Source organism: Calothrix sp. 336/3 (assembly GCF_000734895.2).
Taxonomy (GTDB): Bacteria; Cyanobacteriota; Cyanobacteriia; order Cyanobacteriales; family Nostocaceae; genus 336-3.
In genome coordinates, this window is the sequence record NZ_CP011382.1 from 3,839,176 (window position 1) to 3,860,483 (window position 21,308).

At 41.5% G+C, this 21,308-nt stretch carries 16 protein-coding genes; 9 read left to right on the forward strand and 7 right to left on the reverse strand.

The window, feature by feature from the left end; genetic code table 11:
- Positions 1-357 precede the first annotated feature (357 nt).
- Positions 358-1,887: a photosystem II chlorophyll-binding protein CP47 gene (gene psbB / locus IJ00_RS16085; protein ID WP_035154554.1), complete on the forward strand. Its 1,530-nt coding sequence runs from the start codon at positions 358-360 to the stop codon at positions 1,885-1,887.
- Positions 1,888-2,032: 145 nt separating this feature from the next.
- Positions 2,033-2,134 carry a photosystem II reaction center protein T gene (locus IJ00_RS27825; RefSeq protein WP_082127343.1) on the forward strand — a complete coding sequence of 34 codons (102 nt, stop codon included), beginning with the start codon at positions 2,033-2,035 and terminating at the stop codon, positions 2,132-2,134.
- A 154-nt stretch (positions 2,135-2,288) separates the two neighbouring features.
- On the opposite strand, the gene cobW is transcribed toward IJ00_RS27825, so the two are convergent.
- Together cobW and IJ00_RS16100 are read right to left on the reverse strand one after the other, a co-directional pair.
- On the reverse strand, positions 2,289-3,329 hold the full coding sequence (gene cobW / locus IJ00_RS16095) for a cobalamin biosynthesis protein CobW (protein ID WP_035154557.1): 1,041 nt from the start codon (positions 3,327-3,329) through the stop codon (positions 2,289-2,291).
- 185 nt (positions 3,330-3,514) lie between these two features.
- Positions 3,515-4,231: a heme oxygenase (biliverdin-producing) gene (locus IJ00_RS16100; RefSeq protein ID WP_035154558.1), complete on the reverse strand. Its 717-nt coding sequence runs from the start codon at positions 4,229-4,231 to the stop codon at positions 3,515-3,517.
- Positions 4,232-5,275: 1,044 nt separating this feature from the next.
- Here IJ00_RS16100 and glmM point away from each other — a divergent pair.
- The 6 genes from glmM (at position 5,276) to IJ00_RS16130 (ending at position 13,591) form a co-directional block, all read left to right on the forward strand.
- Positions 5,276-6,745 carry a phosphoglucosamine mutase gene (gene glmM, locus IJ00_RS16105; RefSeq protein WP_035154560.1) on the forward strand — a complete coding sequence of 490 codons (1,470 nt, stop codon included), beginning with the start codon at positions 5,276-5,278 and terminating at the stop codon, positions 6,743-6,745.
- Positions 6,746-6,967: 222 nt separating this feature from the next.
- On the forward strand, positions 6,968-8,623 hold the full coding sequence (hpsL, locus tag IJ00_RS16110; RefSeq protein WP_035154561.1) for a hormogonium polysaccharide biosynthesis protein HpsL: 1,656 nt from the start codon (positions 6,968-6,970) through the stop codon (positions 8,621-8,623).
- A 572-nt stretch (positions 8,624-9,195) separates the two neighbouring features.
- Positions 9,196-10,212 carry a hormogonium polysaccharide biosynthesis glycosyltransferase HpsN gene (gene hpsN, locus IJ00_RS16115; RefSeq protein WP_035154562.1) on the forward strand — a complete coding sequence of 339 codons (1,017 nt, stop codon included), beginning with the start codon at positions 9,196-9,198 and terminating at the stop codon, positions 10,210-10,212.
- Positions 10,213-10,273: 61 nt separating this feature from the next.
- Positions 10,274-11,446: a hormogonium polysaccharide biosynthesis glycosyltransferase HpsO gene (gene hpsO / locus IJ00_RS16120; RefSeq protein ID WP_035154563.1), complete on the forward strand. Its 1,173-nt coding sequence runs from the start codon at positions 10,274-10,276 to the stop codon at positions 11,444-11,446.
- 204 nt (positions 11,447-11,650) lie between these two features.
- On the forward strand, positions 11,651-12,838 hold the full coding sequence (gene hpsP, locus IJ00_RS16125) for a hormogonium polysaccharide biosynthesis glycosyltransferase HpsP (protein ID WP_035154565.1): 1,188 nt from the start codon (positions 11,651-11,653) through the stop codon (positions 12,836-12,838).
- 114 nt (positions 12,839-12,952) lie between these two features.
- Entirely contained in the window at positions 12,953-13,591 is a 639-nt protein-coding gene (locus IJ00_RS16130; RefSeq protein ID WP_035154566.1) for a peroxiredoxin, read from the forward strand.
- A 65-nt stretch (positions 13,592-13,656) separates the two neighbouring features.
- On the opposite strand, the gene IJ00_RS16135 is transcribed toward IJ00_RS16130, so the two are convergent.
- From IJ00_RS16135 to IJ00_RS16155, 5 genes are all read right to left on the reverse strand, one after another.
- On the reverse strand, positions 13,657-14,523 hold the full coding sequence (locus IJ00_RS16135; RefSeq protein WP_035154567.1) for a thermonuclease family protein: 867 nt from the start codon (positions 14,521-14,523) through the stop codon (positions 13,657-13,659).
- A 74-nt stretch (positions 14,524-14,597) separates the two neighbouring features.
- Positions 14,598-15,284, reverse strand: coding sequence for a DivIVA domain-containing protein (locus tag IJ00_RS16140; protein ID WP_201782633.1), 687 nt, complete (start codon positions 15,282-15,284; stop codon positions 14,598-14,600).
- Entirely contained in the window at positions 15,215-15,745 is a 531-nt protein-coding gene (gene coaD / locus IJ00_RS16145; protein ID WP_035159152.1) for a pantetheine-phosphate adenylyltransferase, read from the reverse strand. Before coaD ends, IJ00_RS16140 begins: the two co-directional genes overlap by 70 nt.
- A 97-nt stretch (positions 15,746-15,842) precedes the next feature.
- The gene (locus IJ00_RS16150; protein ID WP_144416049.1) at positions 15,843-16,037 is read right to left on the reverse strand and encodes a hypothetical protein; all 195 of its coding nucleotides are present in this window, start codon (positions 16,035-16,037) and stop codon (positions 15,843-15,845) included.
- A gap of 300 nt (positions 16,038-16,337) precedes the next feature.
- Positions 16,338-18,581 carry a S8 family serine peptidase gene (locus tag IJ00_RS16155; RefSeq protein ID WP_035154568.1) on the reverse strand — a complete coding sequence of 748 codons (2,244 nt, stop codon included), beginning with the start codon at positions 18,579-18,581 and terminating at the stop codon, positions 16,338-16,340.
- 621 nt (positions 18,582-19,202) lie between these two features.
- Here IJ00_RS16155 and IJ00_RS16160 point away from each other — a divergent pair.
- A complete protein-coding gene (locus tag IJ00_RS16160) occupies positions 19,203-20,732 on the forward strand; it encodes a CPBP family intramembrane glutamic endopeptidase (RefSeq protein WP_035154569.1) in 1,530 nt (509 codons plus the stop codon).
- The last annotated feature ends 576 nt before the right edge of the window (positions 20,733-21,308 follow it).

Genomic DNA, 21,308 nt, shown 5'->3' on the forward strand with positions numbered 1-21,308 from the left:
CTTTTTTAAACATTCTCATTTTTGCTTGGTGAATGGCAAACCTGTCTGACTGCTCTGAAATCAGGCGAGTCTGAATATATTTCAGGGCAGTAAAACGCAAGTGTTCTCTCAGAAAAGTCCTCAAAGGAAATCTGAGCGATCGCCATCAATTGCTACTAGTGAGCTTGACATGGCTAGACAAGGTTTAAGCATTCTCAGCATCCGCGCTGTCTCCACTTGTGGAAACAATAGCGTTGGAATACATAGGCTCTAGCAATAAGAAAAACACTGAGAGAAGACTGGCAAGCAAATTTTGCGACCCGGTATTCTGTAAGAAAATTGCTTTGTAAACAAAATCATCGAGGAGGAGCGTAGTCGATGGGACTACCTTGGTATCGAGTACATACAGTGGTTCTGAACGACCCAGGACGCTTGATTTCTGTACACTTGATGCACACAGCTTTGGTATCCGGTTGGGCTGGTTCTATGGCTTTGTACGAACTAGCGATCTACGATCCTAGTGACCCCGTACTCAACCCCATGTGGCGTCAAGGGATGTTCGTACTGCCCTTTATGGCACGTTTAGGCGTAATCGGTTCTTGGGGTGGTTGGAACGTTGCTGGAGACCCCAGCTATGACCCAGGTTTCTGGTCATTTGAAGGCGTTGCTGCTGCTCAGATTGTACTTTCCGGTTTATTGTTCCTAGCAGCCGTATGGCATTGGGTTTACTGGGATTTGGAACTATTCCAAGACCCTCGTACAGGTGAACCCGCCCTTGACTTACCAAAAATGTTTGGTATTCACCTGTTCTTATCAGGTTTACTTTGCTTTGGTTTTGGTGCTTTCCACCTAACTGGCTTGTTTGGACCTGGTATGTGGGTTTCTGATGCCTATGGTCTGACTGGTCACATTCAGGCAGTAGCCCCAGAATGGGGTCCAGATGGCTTTAACCCCTTCAACCCAGGGGGAATTGTTGCTCACCACATTGCGGCTGGTGTCGTCGGCATTATTGCTGGTTTATTCCATCTTTCCGTCAGACCTCCCGAAAGGCTCTACAAAGCTCTGCGGATGGGTAATATTGAAACGGTACTTTCCAGTAGTATTGCTGCCGTATTCTTTGCTGCCTTTGTTGTTGCTGGAACCATGTGGTACGGTAACGCCACCACTCCCATTGAATTGTTCGGCCCAACCCGTTATCAGTGGGATCAGGGCTACTTTAAGCAAGAGATTGAGCGCCGAGTCCAAGCTAGTGTTGCTGATGGTGCTAGCTTATCTGAGGCTTGGTCACAAATTCCAGAAAAACTCGCTTTCTATGACTACGTAGGTAATAGCCCCGCAAAAGGTGGTTTATTCCGCGTTGGTCCTATGGTTAAGGGTGATGGAATTGCTCAATCTTGGCAAGGTCATGCAGTCTTCAAAGATGCTGATGGTCGCGAGTTAAGTGTACGCCGTCTGCCTAACTTCTTTGAAACCTTCCCCGTAATTCTTGCTGATGAAGATGGAATTGTCCGCGCTGACATTCCTTTCCGTCGTGCAGAATCGAAAAATAGTTTTGAACAAAGTGGTGTCACCGTTAGCTTCTATGGTGGCGATCTCAATGGCAAGACCTTTAAAGATCCTGCGGATGTGAAGAAATATGCCCGTAAAGCCCAAGGTGGTGAAATCTTTGAATTTGACCGTGAAACCTTGAACTCTGACGGTGTATTCCGTACTAGTCCCAGAGGTTGGTTTACTTTCGGACATGCTTGTTTTGCTTTATTGTTCTTCTTTGGTCATATCTGGCATGGTTCTCGGACAATTTACCGAGATGTATTTGCTGGTGTCGAAGCTGACATGGAAGAACAAGTTGAATGGGGTAGATTCCAGAAAGTGGGTGACAAAACTACCCGCCGTAAGGAAGCTATCTAATAACTATTTGAGTAAAGCTTACTGAAAGATTAAGGCGTAAAGGTAGCAGTATAAAGTCAAGTAAATATAAAACTTATACTTTGTCCTGTTTACTTTACCCTTGGTCTTTCCTCCTTTCTCTTCTTTCTTTACCAAGGGTAGTGATATGGAAAGTGTTGCATACATTTTAGTTTTGACTTTGGGAATTGGGGTTTTATTCTTTGCGATCGCCTTCCGTGAACCCCCCCGCATCGACAGAAAAGACTAGCATTTCGACTAGTACAATAGTATTACTAGTCGGTACTTTTCGGTCAATAATCGACAAAAATATTTTTAGCCGTTGTTATGTAAATAGCAACGGTTAATTTTTTCAAAAAACAATTTGAAAATAGTAGAGATACCCTGACAGAACGTTTTTACTATTAATTGCTTAATTGAACTAATTGCGATTCGATTTCTAATTTATTTAAATCGCGACCAATAAATACTAAACGAGTTTGTCTGGGTTCTTGATTTTGCCAAGGACGATCATAAAATTGTTCAAAGCGATTTCCTACACCCTGTAAGACTAAGCGCATTTCCTTGTTAGGTACAGCGACAAAACCCTTGATGCGGTAAATTTCTTGTTCTTGGCTAAGGTTTTGTAACTGTTTCTGAAGCTGTTGGGGGTCAAAACTGCGGTCTAAAATTACATGGGTAGAAGTAATTTCTTCATCATGGTCATGTTCTTCTTCTGTATCATGATGACTAGGGCGACTATCAAGATTGTCTTCCACTGCGGCGTTAAATCCTAATAAGATATCTGCGGCAAGTTTTCCTTGATGACTTTCGACAATTTTGACAACCCTTGGTAATTCTTGCTTGACAGTTGCCTCAACTTGGATTTTTGTCTCCTCATCCACTAAGTCAGTTTTATTCAGAATTACCAAATCAGCACAAGCTAATTGGTCTTCAAATAATTCCTGTAAGGGAGTCTCATGTTCTAGACTATCATCCGCCGCTCTTTGAGTAGCGATCGCCTCTAAATCACTAGCAAATGTTCCTGCTGCCACTGCTGCACAATCTACCACAGTAATGACTGCATCTACCGTTGCTCCGGCGCGAATTTCTTGCCAACGAAAAGCTTTGATTAAGGGTTTAGGTAATGCCAAACCAGAAGTTTCAATTAAAATACAGTCTATCTTGTCTCGCCGCTTCAGCAATTCCTGCATTGTGGGCAAAAATTCTTCCTGCACTGTGCAGCATAAACAACCATTAGTTAACTCGAAAATATTATTATCTTCTTCTTCTGGGCAAATTTGACAGGATTTCAATAACTCACCGTCAATCCCTAACTCCCCAAACTCATTAACTAATACTGCAATTCGCCGCCCTTGATTATTTTCTAATAAATGGCGAATCAAAGTAGTTTTACCACTACCTAAAAAACCAGTGATGACGGTGACGGGAATTTTTGCTGCCATGTTTTTCTCTCAATAGTGCTGCTGAGTGCGGGAAATTCCAACTCTGCAAATAGCAAGGACAGTACTCCTACCAAGGGAAAAAGCATAAAGCCTTGAGCCTGATACCCTTTTCCTTCCTAGAGGCACTGTCCCCACGGATTATTAATTTTAGAATGCTTTGGCAGCCTTGAAACCAGAACTACAACTTATTCAGCAGTTGCCAGTTCTGTACTACCCCTTGTCCGCCGACGGGTAAGGGTATTGTAGAGCATTTGCCCAATTGCCTTGATTAAATTACCTTCTAATTCTTGGAACATTTTCATGTTCATGCCAAAAGCATCGTTTGCTTCTTCTACAATGCGATCGCCCATGGCATCATCAATTGGTAACTCGTCCAAAGTTTGGCGATACTTGGCTTTAAAACCCTTCTCATCAGGGATATCCGCAAACTCGTAAAAAGCTGTACCACTGCCATCATTCAGATTCATCGCAGTCACAGCAATATTCTTGAGAATTTGCCCCCCAGACAAATCACCTAAATAACGGGTGTAGGAATGTGCTATCAATAATTCCGGCTCTTGCTCAGAAATTTCCCGAATTCTTTGTACATAAGCTTGCCCTGCGGCGGAAAGTTGAATCTGCTCCCGCCAATTACTGCCGTAATAATAGGTTAAATCCTGCTCTAGAGTCTGCTTACGGTGTAGTTCAGGAAAGTTTATTTTGCCAATAATCGGATGATTCCGGTGTTTTTCCATCTCCTCTTCCATCGCTGCGTAGATGTAGTAGAAGTTGGCAACCAGTTTCCGATAGGAGCTTTTTTCTACCACTCCCTTTAAAAAACACTTGACAAAACCAACGTTTTCTGCCATCGTGTGGGCTTTTTTGGTTCCGACACGCAGTTTGGTCGCTAAATTGCTGCTCATACTAAAGGTCTTAACTTTAAATTAAGGTCAAGGTTGAACTATTCAGGATGGAGGATAGGGTTTTCCCAGGGGATAGTTGAACCGAAACAGCTAAAAACTCAGATAAAAAACTTACAATCCCAGGTTAGAAACCAGATTTTCTTGTTTTTGCTGAATAATTATTTGCAAATCGGCGGCTATCCTCTAAAATGACATCCTTATTCTTGCTGAACTTGCGTAGTTGTAACTGACTCGAACGACTACAAAAGCTACTAAAACGTTACAGTAAAACTATTTGATGAGAATTTCTATTAATTTTTTTTAAGTTAATTGCCTCCGTAAAATCCCTGAATTAGCCTGAAACTCCCTCAGGGTAAAACATATGCTGGTATATACCTGTGAGATATTTAGCAATATTGGTTTTTATCAGTTCAATTTAGATGACATAAAAATCATCAAATTCTTAACATTTTGTATTTTAAATTCATTAAATTTAACTCTTACCCATATTTTCCGGTTGCAATAGATATAGCTCCGTAAAAATACAGAATCTTTACAAGAGCTTGTCTAAAATTTTAGGTATTTGTGCTTAAAATACAGTCAAAACTGACGTAGATTGGTGTTTGGTTGCTATTAATACGTATTGACTGCACGATGGTAGAAGTTCAGGATAGGGAAAGATTAATAACAGATGTCTGGATTTTTAGATAAAAACTGCCTGATTTTTCTGGGGAATGGGTAGTAAGAAAGCCTAGAAAAGGGTTGTCATGGAAACCATGAAAAATCTTTTCCTGTTTTCTCTGTTTCATCCTTTCCTTAACCTTCAACTGAGATTAAGTAGTCAGACAAAATTAATTACACAAATTTTGACCTCAAACCCAGATAAGGACTAAAAAGTCAAGTGTAAATACATCTGTCTAAATAACTTAAGGTGAGAACCATAGAAGTTTTTCTGTCTTCTGTGCGATGACTTCTAGCACTCATGTAAATAACTTCTAGATTTTCAGAATTGTTTGGATCAAGTGTAAAGTGCTATTCTCCAGTTGTGTGGAGTGTAACAAAATTATGGTTTCATCTATAGCTCGCAATGGTATACGTGGGGATGCAGCACCAGAAGCTCATGGGTTAGACAAAGTATTCGCTGGTGGTTTCATCTCTAACTCCCTGGTATTACCAAATAACCCTCTATTTGGTACAGATGGGATTCGTGGGAAGGTGGGAGAATTACTGAGTGCTCCTTTAGCTTTGCATATTGGCTTTTGGACGGGAATTGTTTTGCGTACCCATGCTTCCCATTCAGGACCAATAATTCTAGGGCAAGACTCTAGAAATTCCAGTGATATGTTGGCAATGGCTTTAAGCGCAGGTTTAACAGCTGCTGGGGTAGATGTTTGGTATTTGGGTTTGTGTCCCACTCCCTGTGTTGCCTACCTGACAAGTATGAGTAATGCCATTGGTGGGGTAATGATTTCTGCTAGCCATAACCCTCCTGAAGATAACGGGATTAAGATTTTTGGAGCCAATGGCACAAAATTACCTCAAGTACTGCAAGGAGAAATTGAAGCTGGAGTTCGGGGACAAATATCTCAAACAGCAGCTACAAGTACTTGTGGACACCATTACTCTCGTCCAGAATTAGTCAGAGACTATGGTGAAGCTTTAAAACAGCCTTTGCAAGCAGATGTGAATTTGCAAGGGATGAAGATTGTTTTAGATTTGGCTTGGGGTGCGGCAGTAGGTCTTGCACCTATGATATTTACAGATATGGGGGCAGAGGTTATCTGTTTACATCATCAAGCAGATGGCGATCGCATCAATGTCAAATGCGGTTCTACTCACCTAGAGATTCTGCAAAAGGCAGTGAGGGAACATAATGCTCACATTGGCTTTGCCTTTGATGGTGATGCTGACAGAGTTTTAGCAGTCGATAACACCGGACGACCAGTTAACGGTGACTATATTCTCTATCTCTGGGGACGACATCTCCAACAACAGCAAGCTTTACCCGATAACCTAATTATTTCCACCGTCATGGCAAATTTAGGTTTTGAGCGTGCTTGGAAACAAATTGGTGGTCAGTTAATCCGTACTGCCGTTGGTGATCAATATGTCCAAGCAGAAATGTTACGCACTGGCGGAATGCTTGGTGGTGAACAATCAGGACATATTTTGTGTCGTCACTATGGCATTACTGGTGATGGTTTACTCACCGCTTTACACCTGGCAAGCTTAGTCAAGCAAACGGGAGAACCCCTAGCAGAACTAATTAACCAGAGTTTCCAAACCTATCCCCAATTACTGCGTAACGTCCGGGTAGAAGATAGAACAAAGCGCTTGAGTTGGCAAGAATGTGAGCCATTAATGGGAGCGATCGCCCGTGGAGAAGCGGCAATGGGTGATGCTGGCAGAATCCTGGTTCGTGCTTCCGGTACTGAACCCGTGATTCGCGTCATGGTAGAAGCTGAAGAGGCAACACTCACTGAATATTGGACAAATGAGCTTGTCAGTATAGTACAACAATATTTTGTTGGGTAACGCTTGCCGTGAGCAACTTGTACTGAGGGAAGTCGAGGTAAATTGAATGGGTAATGGGTAATGGTAACTCGAAGAAATACCCACACCCTTACCTTTCCCCTTTGCCTAGTTTGACAATTGTCGTTGTGACAATCATGGGAAAAATTGATATAAAGGCACTCAGTAGTTATAACTACCAAGAGTATTCTTCATACTCGCCATTCTTTGCCTATTTCCTTCCCCATGGCTAAACCCAAGAAAAAAAGCAAACGTTCTCAGAAAAATTCCCAGACAGCAAAACCTACCCTGACTCTGCAAGAACGTCTTGCCCAGAAACGTCAAGCAACAAAGGCAAAAAAAGAACTCACAAGCTTAGTCACCAAAGCAGTTTCCACAGCCCTATTTGTGGGTTTTCTGGTTTTTCTTGCTGCTGGAGTGAAAGCGGCAGTACCGGCGGTACTCGGTATTATTATTCTTACCCTTGCCTACAAATACCCTCGGCAAGCTCTATTAGCTTTCATTATTTATGTACCCTTGGGTGGGACAATTACTTACTACATTGGTAACAGTCCAATTCTGCAATTAGCCAAGGATGCTTTTTATATCCCCGCAGCCATCGGACTATGGCAGCAATGCAAGCAACGGGGAGAACCTTTTATTATTCCCCAAAGTATTAAAAATCCTCTTTATATAGTTCTGGGTTCCAGTATCCTCACTCTGCTATTTGTGAACGGTGCCCAGCAATTTAATCCGACCTCTGCCGGACCTTTTGAGGAAGCAGTGAAGGAATTTCCCTTAGGTATGGGAATTCTCGGTTTAAAGGCATTTTTAGGATATGTACCCGTAATTACTTGTTACTACTATTTCATTCGGGATAAAAAAGATTTTCTCATGTTATCCCGCCTACAAATTTTTCTAACTCTCTTCTGTTGCGTGTTAGGAGTATTACAATATGCTCTCTTACTCGTTGGTGTTTGTAAGGGAACGCAATTTGCCGAAGGAGATGCACTATTTAAAGCTTCCCTCGATGCACGTTGTTATTTTGGTGGCGCTCTGATCTACAGTCCCCAGGAAGGGATGATTCGTTTACCAGGAACCTTTGTTGCTCCTTGGCAATGGGCATGGTTTTTGATTGCTAGTACATTTTTTACCTTCGCTACAGGTTTTAGTGACCCATCGATTCTGTGGCGGATTATTAGTCTGGTTTCCATGGCATCCGTATTTGTCAATGCTGTGATTTCTGGACAGAGAATAGCCCTAGCTTTAGTTCCTACTTGCTTTGTTTTGTTGCTACTACTCACAGGTCAATTAGGTAACTTAAAGCGCTTTGTGCCGATTCTGGGGGGATTAGCGTTGGTATTAAGTGTGGCGATCGCCTCTAATCCTGCCGTGATTCAAGAGAGAACTCAAAGCTTTGTAGACCGTTGGAACGCTTCTCCACCCTACGAATTTATCACTCAGCAATTTGAAGAGAACTGGAAAGATGTGGACGGTCCCCTAGGAAGCGGTTTAGGTCGTGCCACTAACTCTGCTCGCGCTATGGGCAAAACTAAGCTTGTAGAAACCTATTACCCAAAAGTTTTATATGAAACGGGAATTATTGGGGTATTGGGCTTTCTGGGATTAGTAACAGTGCTGACTATTTCTGCCTTTCGCACTCAACGTTCTATAAAAAACCGTAATTTCCGCAGTTACGCTGCTAGTATGTGGGTGTTTATACTTTTTATTAGCTATAACACTTACTACTATCCTCTGGATGTAGATCCCGTAGCTGTCTATTACTGGTTTGCCGCAGGTATACTGTTTAAATTGCCAATTATCGATAAACAAGAAAGAAACAATGATGAAAGTGCTGAAAATTTAAAATCGAATCGCAAAAATGTATTAAAAGTCTCCTAGAAATTGGATAAAACTCAATATAAATTTTTAGGAAAGTGATTAGCTCTCCTATGCTTTCATAACTAAATTATTTTTGCTAACACTAAATTTTGCATAAAAAGTCTAGATAGAAATCCTTGTTTGATTTTTGTTGTTATCGCCTGCTCTTTGAGCCTACAAATCTTGGGTGATAGGGTGTTTTATCACGAGATTCATAACGCAGCTAATTGCTATGAGTAGTACTTTATAGCGTTTCCCAATCAGATGAAATACAACAACCCCACCCGCCCTATCGGGCACCCTCCCCGATTTCGAGGAGGGCTGGGGAGGGGTTCTTCTACACCTCACTAGAATGAGAAATGCCATATATTTTACCTTTCAATCATTAAATCAGATTTTTATACACCCAGCTACACATATCAAAATAATAAAAATATGTCTTTAGTTAAATTCAATATTTCTAGTTATTTCAAGTTGATTATTAATATAATTTTACGGTTATCTCATCAAACATCTGAATATATAACAATATAGTTGCTGTATATACCCAACCTCAAAATATTAATTAGACATCTTATCCCTTGACAATATCAATGAATAACTTACCATTTATTTCCGTTATTATCCCTACCTATGGTCGTGAAGAGCCTCTTCGTGACAGTATTGTTGATATACTCAAGCAAGATTATCCCAATTTTGAAGTTATCGTAGTAGACCAAACTCAAAACCATCAACCTGAAATTACAGAATTTCTCACAGAACAAGATAAAATCGGCAAAATTAAATGGTTACGGATTGATTGGGCAAGTTTACCTGGAGCCAGAAATTATGCTGTCAGACGTTCCCAAGGAGAAATTATTTTATTTATCGATGATGATGTCCAAATTCCCCCAGGTTATTTAACTGCTCACGCCAAAAATTTTGTAGAAAAGCCAGAAATCGGAGCTGTTGCTGGGCGAGTTTTTGACAGAATGAAAATGGCAGATGCTGCCCAAGGTAGAACCCAGGGAGACACAAATTATAAGGAAATAGAATACTTACCTCCTCAAGCAATGGATCCAGGGATTGCTTGGTATTACATCGACTTGGTACATACAATTAAACCTCAAGAAGTGATTACTGCCAGAGGTTGTAATATGTCTTTCCGACGAGAGATATTTACTAAATATGGTATTCATTTTGATGAAAGATTTCGTGGTAGTGCAGTTCGGGAAGAGTCAGACTTTTGTTTAAGAATACGTAAAACTGGCTATAAAATTTGGTATGATCCAGAAGCTTATTTAGTACATTTAGGAGAAGAAACTGGAGGCTGTCATGATATTAGTACCCGTTCTTCTAAATATCAATTAACTTTCTACCATAATCATTTTTTGTTAGGTTTAAATAATCTCACGGTTTTCCAAGCATTACGTCTTTATGCTCGCTTGTTTGATTGCCATGTTTTAGGTCGTCCCCCCTGCCATAAAAGCGCCTCTCCCATCAAAATTTTAACTCGTGGTGTTTTCTACACATTAGGTTTTATCAAAGCATTAATTACCATGATGCAATCATTATGGAATGATGGTCAGGTTTACACAGAATTAGATAAGCAAATAGTTAATAGTCAGTAATTTGTAAAAACAAGTGGGTAAGTAGTATTTATCCACAAATTATCAATTTTTAAATAGCAATATGAAAATTTTAGTCGCCAGTCATACTTATATTGTAGACCTTAACTGTGAGAAATTACGGGCATTATCTCGTCTACAAACAGATACTCAGGTTACAGTTGTAGTTCCCAAAAAATGGCGACCCGGTGGAGTGCAAAATAAAATTATTTATTCGCAATTCAAGGATGAAGGTAATTTTAGGATTGTCCCAATTTCTAACTGGAGTGAAAATCATCAAGGATTACTCACCTTTGGTGCAGATTTAATTGGCTTATTAAAAGATTTTCATCCTGATATTATTCAAGTAGAACAAGGTTCTAGGGGTCTTGCCTATGCAGAGATGATTACCTTGAATAAACTATTAGGATTGAAAGCAAAAAATATATTTTTCACCTGGTGGAATTTACCTTATAATTTAAAATTTCCTATTTCTTTGCTAGAAAAATATAATCTAAACAATAGTGATGGGATTATTTCCGGCAATCAGGATGGTGCCGATATTCTGAGACAGCAAGGATATACTAAACCTATCAAGGTGATGCCACAGTTGGGTGTAGATGAGAATATATTTAAACCGCAGCATCAACCAGATTTAGCAAAGCAATTAGGAATCAATAGTGAGGATTTTGTCGTTGGTTTTGTTGGTCGCTTTGTTCCTGAAAAAGGGCTGATAACTCTGTTAAATGCATTGACAAAAATCAAAGATAAATCATGGAAATTATTACTCCTTGGGCGAGGAGAATTACGAGAACAAATAATTAAAATATCTTTAGAAGCAGGGTTACAGGATAGATTAATTCTACTAGAAAGTGTACCCCATGATGAAGTGGCTAAATATATCAATTTAATGAGTACTTTAGTCTTACCTTCGGAAACAACATATAAATTTAAAACTCTCACTTCTGTGGGGTGGAAGGAGCAGTTCGGTCATGTATTAATCGAGGCAATGGCTTCTCAAATTCCAGTTATTGGTTCAGATTCTGGAGAAATTCCCTATGTGATTAAAGATGTGGGTTTGGTCTTTCCAGAAGGAGACGCAGAAGCATTATCTGGCTGTATTTCTAGGTTAATAGATGATAGAGATTTTGCTCAGAGTCTGGGGCAAATGGGATATCAAAAAGCAATGGCAAAATATACAAATATTGCGTTAGCTAAACAACAATTGGAATTTTATCAAGAGCTAATTAACTCATAGGTCTTGCAAATATAGATATTTTTTGCTCATCAAACAATAGTAAGTTAAATAACATTAAATATTTGTTAGTTCATGATTTAGTGGCTATTGTGAAAAACCCTAAATACCCTTATTCTTGATAAATAAAAAAACACTAATTATTAAATAGTGGCATAACTTTTGATATATTGCTTCCCTATTCCCTAGCACTTTTTCCTACTTTACATGAAAATATTACAAATAGTTCCTTCTATTTCTTTGGTTTATGGTGGTCCTAGTCAAATGATTTTAGGACTAGCTCCAGCATTAGCAGAAGCGGGGGTTAAAGTCACAGTTTTAACTACAAATAGTAATGGCGATCGCGGTCAAAAACCATTAAATGTACCTTTAAATGTTCCAGTCACAAAGGATGGATACGATATAGTCTATTTTCGTTGTGCGCCATTTCAACGTTATAAGTTTTCCCTTGATTTATGCAATTGGTTAAATCGTTATGGCAATAATTTTGATTTAGCTCATATTCATGCTTTATTTTCTCCTGTCAGTAGTGTGGCAGCTAATATTTGTCGTCAGAAAGCAATACCTTATATTCTCCGTCCTTTGGGAACTCTCGACCCAGCTGATTTGCGTAAAAAGAAATTTTTTAAACAGGTATATGCAGGAATCCTAGAAAAGGCAAATATTGCTGGTGCTGCGGCAATGCATTTTACTAGTGAACAAGAGTCAAAAGTATCCCATCGTTTTGGGGCAAAAACCCAGGATTTAGTCCTACCCCTGGGTGTATATCCTCCAAAAATTATCTCAGCAGTAGAAAATCCTATTCGTAGTCAATTTAATATTGATGATGCGCTCCCCATAATTCTATTCATGTCACGAATTGACCCGAAAAAAGGTTTGGATTTGTTAATACCCAGTTTAGAAAAGCTATTAGCAGACGGATATAATTTTCATTTTGTCCTAGCAGGAACAAATCCTCAAGACCCGAACTACGAAGAAAAGATAAAATCACAAATTCACAATTCCAGCTTGCGATCGCGTACCACTATCACTGGTTTTGTCACCGGAGAGATGAAATCCGCTCTCCTACAAGCTGCGGATATATTCGTTTTACCCTCCTACTACGAAAATTTTGGCATTGCTGTGGCTGAAGCGATGGTAGCTGGGAAACCCGTGGTGATTTCCGACCAGGTACATATTTGTAATGAAGTGAGGGATAATAATTGTGGATGGGTGTGTCCCATGGATGTGCCAGCATTGACAGCAGCACTTCGTACAGGATTGGAAAACCCCGAAGAACGGTATAAACGCGGAAACAGTGCTAAAGAATACGCTCTGAGACAATACAGTTGGCAGGCGATCGCCCAACAAACGGTTAATGCCTATGAACGAATTATCTCATGTTACAAAAATTAAAGAATCGCTAAACTACTTAAAATTTTGTATCGAACATCTCAAGCCCGATTGGAAAACCGGGTTTTGTGTCATGATGATAACACGTAAGCTTTTTTCAAGCACAGGGAATCTCAAATGGCACTCCGTTTAGGTGATACAGTACCAAACTTTACTCAAGCCTCGACACACGGTGAAATAGATTTTTATAGTTGGGCAGGTGACAGCTGGGTAATTTTATTTTCTCACCCCGCAGATTTCACACCTGTTTGCACTACCGAGTTAGGTACAGTTGCAAAACTGAAACCAGAATTTGACAAACGTAACGTCAAGGCGATCGCTCTGAGCGTTGATGATGTAGACTCTCACAATGGTTGGGTGGGTGACATTGAAGAAACCCAAGGAACCGCACTCAACTACCCGATTTTGGCAGATCCCGATCGTAAGGTTTCTGAACTTTATGACATGATCCACCCCAACGCAGCAGCTACTGTCACAGTGCGCTCTGTATTTATTATTGACCCTCAGAAAAAATTGCGTCTCTCTTTTACCTATCCTCCCAGCACGGGACGCAACTTTGATGAAATTTTGCGGGTAATTGATTCACTACAACTCACAGATCATTACAGCGTTGCTACACCAGCAGACTGGAAAGATGGTGAGGATTGCGTGATTGTACCCTCTCTCAAAGATCCAGAGGTTCTGAAGGAGAAATTTCCCAAAGGATATCAAGAAATTAAACCCTATTTGCGGATGACTCCCCAACCGAACAAATAGTTTTGATTTCATAGATACGGAAGTCTGACTGTGATTAATCATAGTCAGACTTTTTTCTGGGAAATTTATTTTTCGATAAACACTAAATCTTCCGGTAATCGTGTGAGTTTGAGGTTTTGTCCCTGCACTTCCACAACATAATTAAACCCAGTAACATGACCTTCAGAAATAATAATTAATCTATCATTCAGAGATTTCAAATAATCAGGAAAACCTGTCAGAGAAAAATCACCATCATTAATTGCCAGATAGCCTAGTAAGCGACGGAATAGCTTAGGCAGTATCACAATATCATCGGTGATTGTCTGAAGATTTTCGAGGATAAAACCTTGATTTGTTTTATCTAATTGCCACAAACCCTTATTTGCTTTTCTGGCATTGACAGCAGCTTCAGCCAATAACTGACGAATATCTGGATAGAGCTTGGAATAAAAGGTAGGATAGACTAAACCCGATGCAATTAAATGATAATTAGCGCTTTTTTTTAATAGAGACTTATCAATATAGATACTACTACCATCGGCAGCTTCCGCCTTACCTTTAAAAGCAAAAGCCACACTTCTACCATAGGTATCAGCAGAATTAGTCAGAATAAAACCGGGAACTTGTTCTGGTTCTGATTTCGTAATTTGCTCATTATCATTGCGGTGAAAACTTTTAAAGCCAAGGAATTTGAGTAATTCATCAGCAGCAGCGTGGGCATATTCCAACGGTTGGCTTTGTGTACCCAGGCTACCACCTCTAGGCTGAAAATGGGTTTCCAGAGCATCAATACTATCTAAACGTAACTGTACACCCCCTAGGTGATTTGTCCGGACTCGGCTATTGACTTTACTCCAAATTTGGGGATTACTCGGATAGAAGCGAATAGAATCACCATCAGGAGCAGTTTTGATAACTTTATAGCTGCCCTGAATTAAAAACATTGTCATAATCAATACTTCCTAATTAATCGCCAGTGTTTCGTGTGAATTGACTCAATAGCCACCATTGTCAAGACATTTAACTACTTTTTCCTGCCGGGATGATTACGTCCTTTATTTCCATAGGGATTGAGTTGCTGCCGTCCATTAGTAATGATACGCAACATATCATGTAGTTGTTGTTCGATATTTTCTAGCGTACTATCAGCATATTCATCCGCACCTTGTTGAATCGCTTCCGCATCGGCGATCGCCTGACGTTGCATTTCTTCAATTTCCTGCTGACATTGTCGCCGTCTTTGATTAATTTCCTCCAAGGTTTCCTGCATCATAGCCTCACATTCCTGCTGCACCTGACGACGTATCTGTTCAGCATCCTGTTGCGCTTGCCTGATGATGTCATTTTCATCCAGAACTTGCGCTCTTTTCGCCTGGGCAGCGTCTACAATCTTCTGCCCGTATTCTTCTGCCTGCAAGAGGATTTCCTCCTTTTGCTCCATCACTACCATGGCTTCCTGAAAAGCTGGTGGTAAGGCAAGGCGAATAAAATCTAACTGCTCTAAAAGTTTTTCCTCATCTACTAACGTCCGTCGTGTTAGAGGAATGTGAAAACTAGCAAGCACCATCTCCTCCAAGCGGTTGAGTTCCTGCTGAATGTCTACGCTACCGGTAAGATTCGCGTCTTCATAGGACATTTCTTCTAACTCTGGAGGGGTTTCGTTGATTCTGTTGTAATTTGGTTCGATACTGGATGGTTTTGGGCGTAGCATTGGTAAATATCCAGGGCAACGTGTGGGGGGACAAGATGATCGACAGAGCCGCCAAACTTTGCAATCTCTTTTACCACACTACTACTTAAAAAACTATACTCGTTTGAGGTCGCTAAAAAAACAGTTTCAATTTCTGTTGAGAGAGTTTTATTGGTATGCGCCATTTGTAGCTCCACCTCGAAGTCAGAAATAGCACGTAACCCCCGCAACAATACGCAAGCTTGGCGCATCTGAGCATAGTTAACAGTTAAACCGTCAAAGGCATCTGCTTCCACATTGGTTAAATGTTTTGTCGAAGTGCGAATCTGTTCCAACCTTCGCTGCACTGTAAACAGGGGTGCTTTATTAGGATTTCGCAAAACTGCCACAACCACCTGATCAAAAAGTTTGGCACCACGTTGGATAATATCGAGGTGTCCGAGGGTGATGGGGTCAAAGCTACCGGGATAAATGGCAATCACTATCTGAGATGCCTCTGAGTTTTGCCAGAAATTATATAGCATAGTACGGTCAGTATTCGTATAAAAATTAGGGGAACCCATCTCTTCCCCTAACTCCTTAACCTTCCTTCTTCAAGGGTGAAAATGGTATCCAGTTGGGATCGTTGAGTATTTGTTCTCTGAGGGTTTTGATCACTCGCAACTCACCGCGTCTATGTTTCGCGAGATAGTTAATACCAACACCACCTTCGCCCAATTTTCTCTCGATGATGTAGCGATCGCCAAATAACTGCTGCCCTGGATTCCACACCATTGGTCAAGACTGCAATTTCACTGATACTTTATTTTGACACGTTCCCAGTTTTATCCCCCGGTTCGCCCATTGTTGACTGGAATTGATGCTGGGGTATGTTTGTATAGCTAAAAAATCATAGACTGATAGTAGGGCGATACTCTATTAGGATTGGCTACAGCTATATCAATAGCTCAGAAATGAGTGGAAATATTTGACAAAAAAAAAGACGGGTGTCACCCCGCCCGATTTATGTCTTTGTCTTATCTAGCCGAAAATAGGAAATTGTCTTAAATCACACCTATGCACCTGATGGTCTGGTTAGCCAAACCATTTGTGGTAGAGAGCGTTATCTGCACCAACCACAAAGGTATCGATTCGGTTTAGTCCCCAAGAAGTAGCCGCAGGAGAGGAAACACAAGCACCACCAAGGTTTTCCCAGCTACTCCAAGTTGAACTATCCCAAGACTTACGGTAAAGGGCGTTATCTGTAGCGATCGCGAACACATCTAGGCGATTGGCTCCCCAACTGGTAACAGCCGGAGAATATAGCCATAAACCACCTAAACTTTCCCAGTTACTACTCCAGGATTTACCGTCAAAAGATTTGCTATAGATGGCATGATCACCACCTCGTACAAAGAGGTCGATGCGATTCTCGCCCCAGGAAACTGCTGCGGGAGCGGATAAACTCTTACCCCCTAAACTTACCCACTGACTCCAGGTGGAACCATCCCAAGACTTTTGCCAAACAGCGTTATCTGAGCCAACACTGAAGACATCTAAACGGTTCTCACCCCAGCTGGAAACAGCAATACCCTGTTTACAAAAGCCGCCTAAATCTTCCCATTCACCCCAACTAGAGCCATTGAAAGATTTACGGAGCAATTGCCGTTGTTGCCCAATGGAGAACACATCTATTTGGTTCACACTGCGACTAATGGCTGTGGGTGCAGTTAAGCTGAAACCACCGAGGTTTTCCCACTCACCCCACATATCACCACTCCAGGATTTGTGGTAGATGGCACTATCTCCACCCAAGGTAAAAGTATCTAAGCGGTTTTTACCCCAAGTACTTGCCGTAGCCGAGGAGAAACAAATGCCACCAAGACTTTCCCATTCTGACCATTGGGGTTGTTGGGGTAGCAGTTTGTCAAAAGCGGCTTTCATCTGGATGATGCCAGCACCCGAATGTTGGTCGAAACCAGGTTCACCAATGTTTTTGGCTGTATTTTTCAGAACCTGCTTGACTTCTTCCTGGGTAAGACTGGGTTTTGCCTGTTTGAGAAGGGCGATCGCCCCCGCAGCAATGGGAGTTGCCGCAGAAGTGCCGTTATCACTCCCGAAATAACCCCGGAAGTGGGTAATGGAGCAGAAATCTGGTTTGTTGGGGTCTAACGCTGCTGGTCCTTGACTGCTGTAACCGACGAATTCCTCATCTTTATTCACAGCACCAACCGTCATCACTAAAGGATGACCATTAGCACCCCAGATACTCTTACCAGGACCCTTATCCTCACCACATCTACCTGCTGGACAGGAAGCACCACAGTTACCCGCAGCGAACAGCATCAGAATCCCTTCATTGATGGCTTCTACTACCTTGCGGGTGAAGGGATGGTCGGGATTGGTGGCATAAAATTCATCCCAATTTTTTTGGTAGACACCCCAGCTATTGCTGAGAATGTGAGGTGTACCATCGGTTTGGTGTTGTTTAATCGCCCACTCAAACACTCTCAGAGCATTAGAAATGGAATCACCATTAGAAATCCGGCAGTCATAGAGCTTGGCATTGGGAGCCATACCTAGGACATCGGTGGCACACATATTACCGTGTTCACCCCAAGCGCGGGCGGTGGTTCCCCAATCACTCGCAGGTCCCCCAATTACGTTGGGAATGCGCCGGATTGTTTCCATCGGTCCGACATTACGTCCTTCGGCAGTAATACCACCGTCAACGATACCAACAACGATACCGTCTCCCTTAAAGCCTGCTGCCCAGATTTGGTCTACACCTAGGTACTTGGCTACATCTACCATGGTGCCCTTTGGCGTTGTTGGAGAACAGTCACAAGTGCCAATAGGACAGTTTCCCGTGCCTTCCATGGGCGTAACTTGGTCTTTTTCTGTTTTTTCCAGCAACGCTGATGTATCAAAGGGAGCAATGGGAGTGTCTTTGTAGACTTTGATGACATTTGGCTGCGCTTCCAGTTCGGAAATTCTGTCTTCTTCTATTACCCCCCGCACGAGAATCGTGTTCTCATTGCTCGCAAGTAAAGCTTGTCTACTGCTAGGGGTTACTGGTATCGGCTCATAGCTAGTATCCATTTGGAAACTAGTAAAATTTATTGCCGATGCTATTTGTGATACACCTGATACACCCTGATGTTGGGGTAAACGTAGCTCAACTAACACTTTCTGCACTTGTGCCTCAGACTGACTGGCGTTCATGTCTGGGTTCGGCATTTGGTGTTGCCAACCGGATGAGTCCATGGTTAGGGATGGCATCCCGTTGCTGGTACTTCCGTTGCCCATATTGGCAGCTACAATCCCGTGACTTTGCATATTTTCGCCCTTTATAATCCTTGTTTGGTGATTGACCTGCAAGGTATAATTACTCAGCAAATACCGAGAATGAAGTGGATTTCCCTTGTATGTAGTTTTGCGGTCTACTTATGCAAGTTTTTATATTCCGATTTCATTGCCTGACATTATGCTGATACGTAATACCAAATGTGAATAGGTAAAACCACGGAAAATGACTGGACTGGCTTCAGTAAGTTCCGTGGAAATCACAGTCCGATTTTGAACTTCAGAAGCTAGCGCCCAGAGTTCGGGAACAAGATTTTTTAAGGTAAGAACAATATGGGAAAAGGGTTTGAGGAGAGCTTTTTGTTCTGAGAAGATGTCTGATGAGGATACCTACCTTCAGCAGTGAGGCTAAAAATCATACGGATTCAGGTTTACGTGAGGCGAGGAATTCTCGTGATACCGTTAAGTGAGTGAACATGGTTTCAACCTAACTGTTATTTGCTGTGGTAAATGTGCCTCATCAGTTGCCGAGTGGATGATTAAATGTGTAGTAGCTTGCCATCGGCGAGAGTTATTTTTCTTGTAGAGATAACTGATAACTGCTTCAAAGCAACTTAGTATGATTGAATCGAAACTCTCAAACCCCAAATCGGTATGACAATCAAGCGCTTGTTGACAATTTTGCTGACTTTAGTGGCTATCTTGTATTATGGTCAGGCTTTATATGAGAGTTGGCAAAAACCCCAAATTCAAAGCCGATTGGAACTCTACCAAACGGATATCCTGTTACAAGCGCAGGAGTGGCAACCAGAGGGAAATGATGCTGAAAATAGTCAACAAAATTGGCGATCGCTAAAAACCAGCCTGCTAGGGACAAAACCTCTAGTGAGTGCAACAAAGCAATATCAAGATGTGCGTGACTCGGCAGAAAAAACCCTGGAAAAGCTGAATCAGCAAGCTCCTGTTGATTCTCAGCAAATGAAACAGTCAGTACAGGAAGTTGATAATCTCATCACGGAATTAGATTTACGTTTGGGGGTTTTGCAAGCAGAGCAAAAGCAGACAGAAGTAGCAGTCAATACTTGGAAGCGTTTACAAGCAAGAATCCCCAGGGGAAATCCGGGAGAAACCGGAGAAACCGCAGCAGCATTAGCGGGAATGTGGAGTAATCCCCCCAGTCTCTTACCCAATGCTCAACCCCTAATTCAAAAGAATCTCGAAGGATGGTTTCGTCTGACAGCTTTAGAGCGATTGTATGAATTACAACAGCGCTCGGAGGCAGTATCAGAGGTGGTTGCCCAGCAACAGGAAGCGGGAGAGCAAGCGGTGGTGAAATTAGCCATTGTGGCAACTTTACCAGGTATTACGGGCTTGCTAGGCTTAGGATTATTGATTTTTGTCCTAGGGCAACGACTGATAAAAGGTAAGAATTCCCTTCTGGCACAAAATGAGGATATACCTTGGCAGACACCCTGGGATGGGGAAACCACCTTACAAGTCTATATATTTGGTTTTTTCTTCATTGGGCAAATTCTGGTTGGGCAGTTTGTTATGCCCATTCTGGTATCAATTTTACCTTTTCCCCGTCCGATTACGGATGTAAGGATTCAAGCTTTTTTCGTATTTCTGAGTTATTTAATTGTTGCCTCTGGGGCGATCGCTGTCTTGTTTGCGACAATTAAGCCCTATTTTCCCCTATCTCCTGATTGGTTCCGTTTTCAGTTACGCAGTCGTTGGTTCCTCTGGGGGTTAGGTGGTTACTGTGCAGCTTTACCGATTGTGGTGATTATTTCCCTGGTAAATCAAAAATTTTGGCAGGGGCAAGGAGGCAGTAATCCCCTGTTACAGTTGGTATTGTCTAGCCATAGCAACATAGCTTTGTTCTTATTTTTCTTTACAGCCGCGATCGCCGCTCCGGTATTTGAAGAATTCCTGTTTCGTGGCTTTTTGCTACCTTCCCTAACTCGCTATATGTCTGTGTGGGGAGCAATTCTGATCAGCAGCTTAGTCTTTGCGGTGGCACACTTGAGCCTGTCGGAAATTTTACCGCTCTTTGCCCTAGGGGTGGTTTTGGGTGTAGTCTATACGCGATCGCGCAATCTTCTTGCCTCAATGTTACTTCACAGTTTGTGGAACAGTGGCACTCTTCTCAGTCTATTTGTTTTGGGTAGCAGTAACCAGTAAAACACCTGGATTTGGGATATTGGATTCTATCTCATCTTCTACCGTCGCTACTTTTTATCCCATTTTTCCCACTAGATATGCCCGCCTAGGGAAAATTCCATCAAATTTGATTAACACTGTTGACAAACTTCAATTGTTTCGGATACAAATATTTGAAAAAATCTACCGACAGACATTGGTAATCAAGAGGAAAAAATGCTAACTTGATTCCATCTATAATTTGATGCCAAGATAGCCCAAGTTTACCGCCTCTAGGAAGTCGCAAAGTTAGCTACAAAATACTAATTCTGTGATTGACACTGATACCTCTTATCTTGCAGTCAACCGAGGATAGTTAATTCTGATGGGGAAATATCAAAACCCTCCCAGATAAAGCCTATCTCAGACATCATTTGGTTTTCCAAGTCTCTATCAGTCTAGCCAAAATCACAAAAATTTTGTACTTTTTGATACCGTTTTTCCTTTGCAAAAAAGTCCAACTTGTACAAATCTATTTTTATTGTTGTTATAGGCTGTAGCTAGGAACTAATCCTAATGTTGATTATTCAGCTATTTATCAGGTATCTAAATTAAGCA

What these genes read in the sequence shown, in the direction of transcription:
- IJ00_RS16130 (WP_035154566.1), top strand. Translation starts at nt 12,953, where the DNA reads ATGGCACTCCGTTTAGGTGATACAGTACCAAACTTTACTCAAGCCTCG.
- IJ00_RS16135 (WP_035154567.1), bottom strand. Translation starts at nt 14,523, where the DNA reads ATGACAATGTTTTTAATTCAGGGCAGCTATAAAGTTATCAAAACTGCT.
- IJ00_RS16140 (WP_201782633.1), bottom strand. Translation starts at nt 15,284, where the DNA reads ATGCTACGCCCAAAACCATCCAGTATCGAACCAAATTACAACAGAATC.
- hpsN (WP_035154562.1), top strand. Translation starts at nt 9,196, where the DNA reads ATGAATAACTTACCATTTATTTCCGTTATTATCCCTACCTATGGTCGT.
- IJ00_RS16160 (WP_035154569.1), top strand. Translation starts at nt 19,203, where the DNA reads ATGACAATCAAGCGCTTGTTGACAATTTTGCTGACTTTAGTGGCTATC.
- IJ00_RS16100 (WP_035154558.1), bottom strand. Translation starts at nt 4,231, where the DNA reads ATGAGCAGCAATTTAGCGACCAAACTGCGTGTCGGAACCAAAAAAGCC.
- IJ00_RS27825 (WP_082127343.1), top strand. Translation starts at nt 2,033, where the DNA reads ATGGAAAGTGTTGCATACATTTTAGTTTTGACTTTGGGAATTGGGGTT.
- hpsP (WP_035154565.1), top strand. Translation starts at nt 11,651, where the DNA reads ATGAAAATATTACAAATAGTTCCTTCTATTTCTTTGGTTTATGGTGGT.
- hpsL (WP_035154561.1), top strand. Translation starts at nt 6,968, where the DNA reads ATGGCTAAACCCAAGAAAAAAAGCAAACGTTCTCAGAAAAATTCCCAG.
- IJ00_RS16150 (WP_144416049.1), bottom strand. Translation starts at nt 16,037, where the DNA reads ATGGTGTGGAATCCAGGGCAGCAGTTATTTGGCGATCGCTACATCATC.
- cobW (WP_035154557.1), bottom strand. Translation starts at nt 3,329, where the DNA reads ATGGCAGCAAAAATTCCCGTCACCGTCATCACTGGTTTTTTAGGTAGT.
- IJ00_RS16155 (WP_035154568.1), bottom strand. Translation starts at nt 18,581, where the DNA reads ATGCAAAGTCACGGGATTGTAGCTGCCAATATGGGCAACGGAAGTACC.
- glmM (WP_035154560.1), top strand. Translation starts at nt 5,276, where the DNA reads ATGGTTTCATCTATAGCTCGCAATGGTATACGTGGGGATGCAGCACCA.
- hpsO (WP_035154563.1), top strand. Translation starts at nt 10,274, where the DNA reads ATGAAAATTTTAGTCGCCAGTCATACTTATATTGTAGACCTTAACTGT.
- psbB (WP_035154554.1), top strand. Translation starts at nt 358, where the DNA reads ATGGGACTACCTTGGTATCGAGTACATACAGTGGTTCTGAACGACCCA.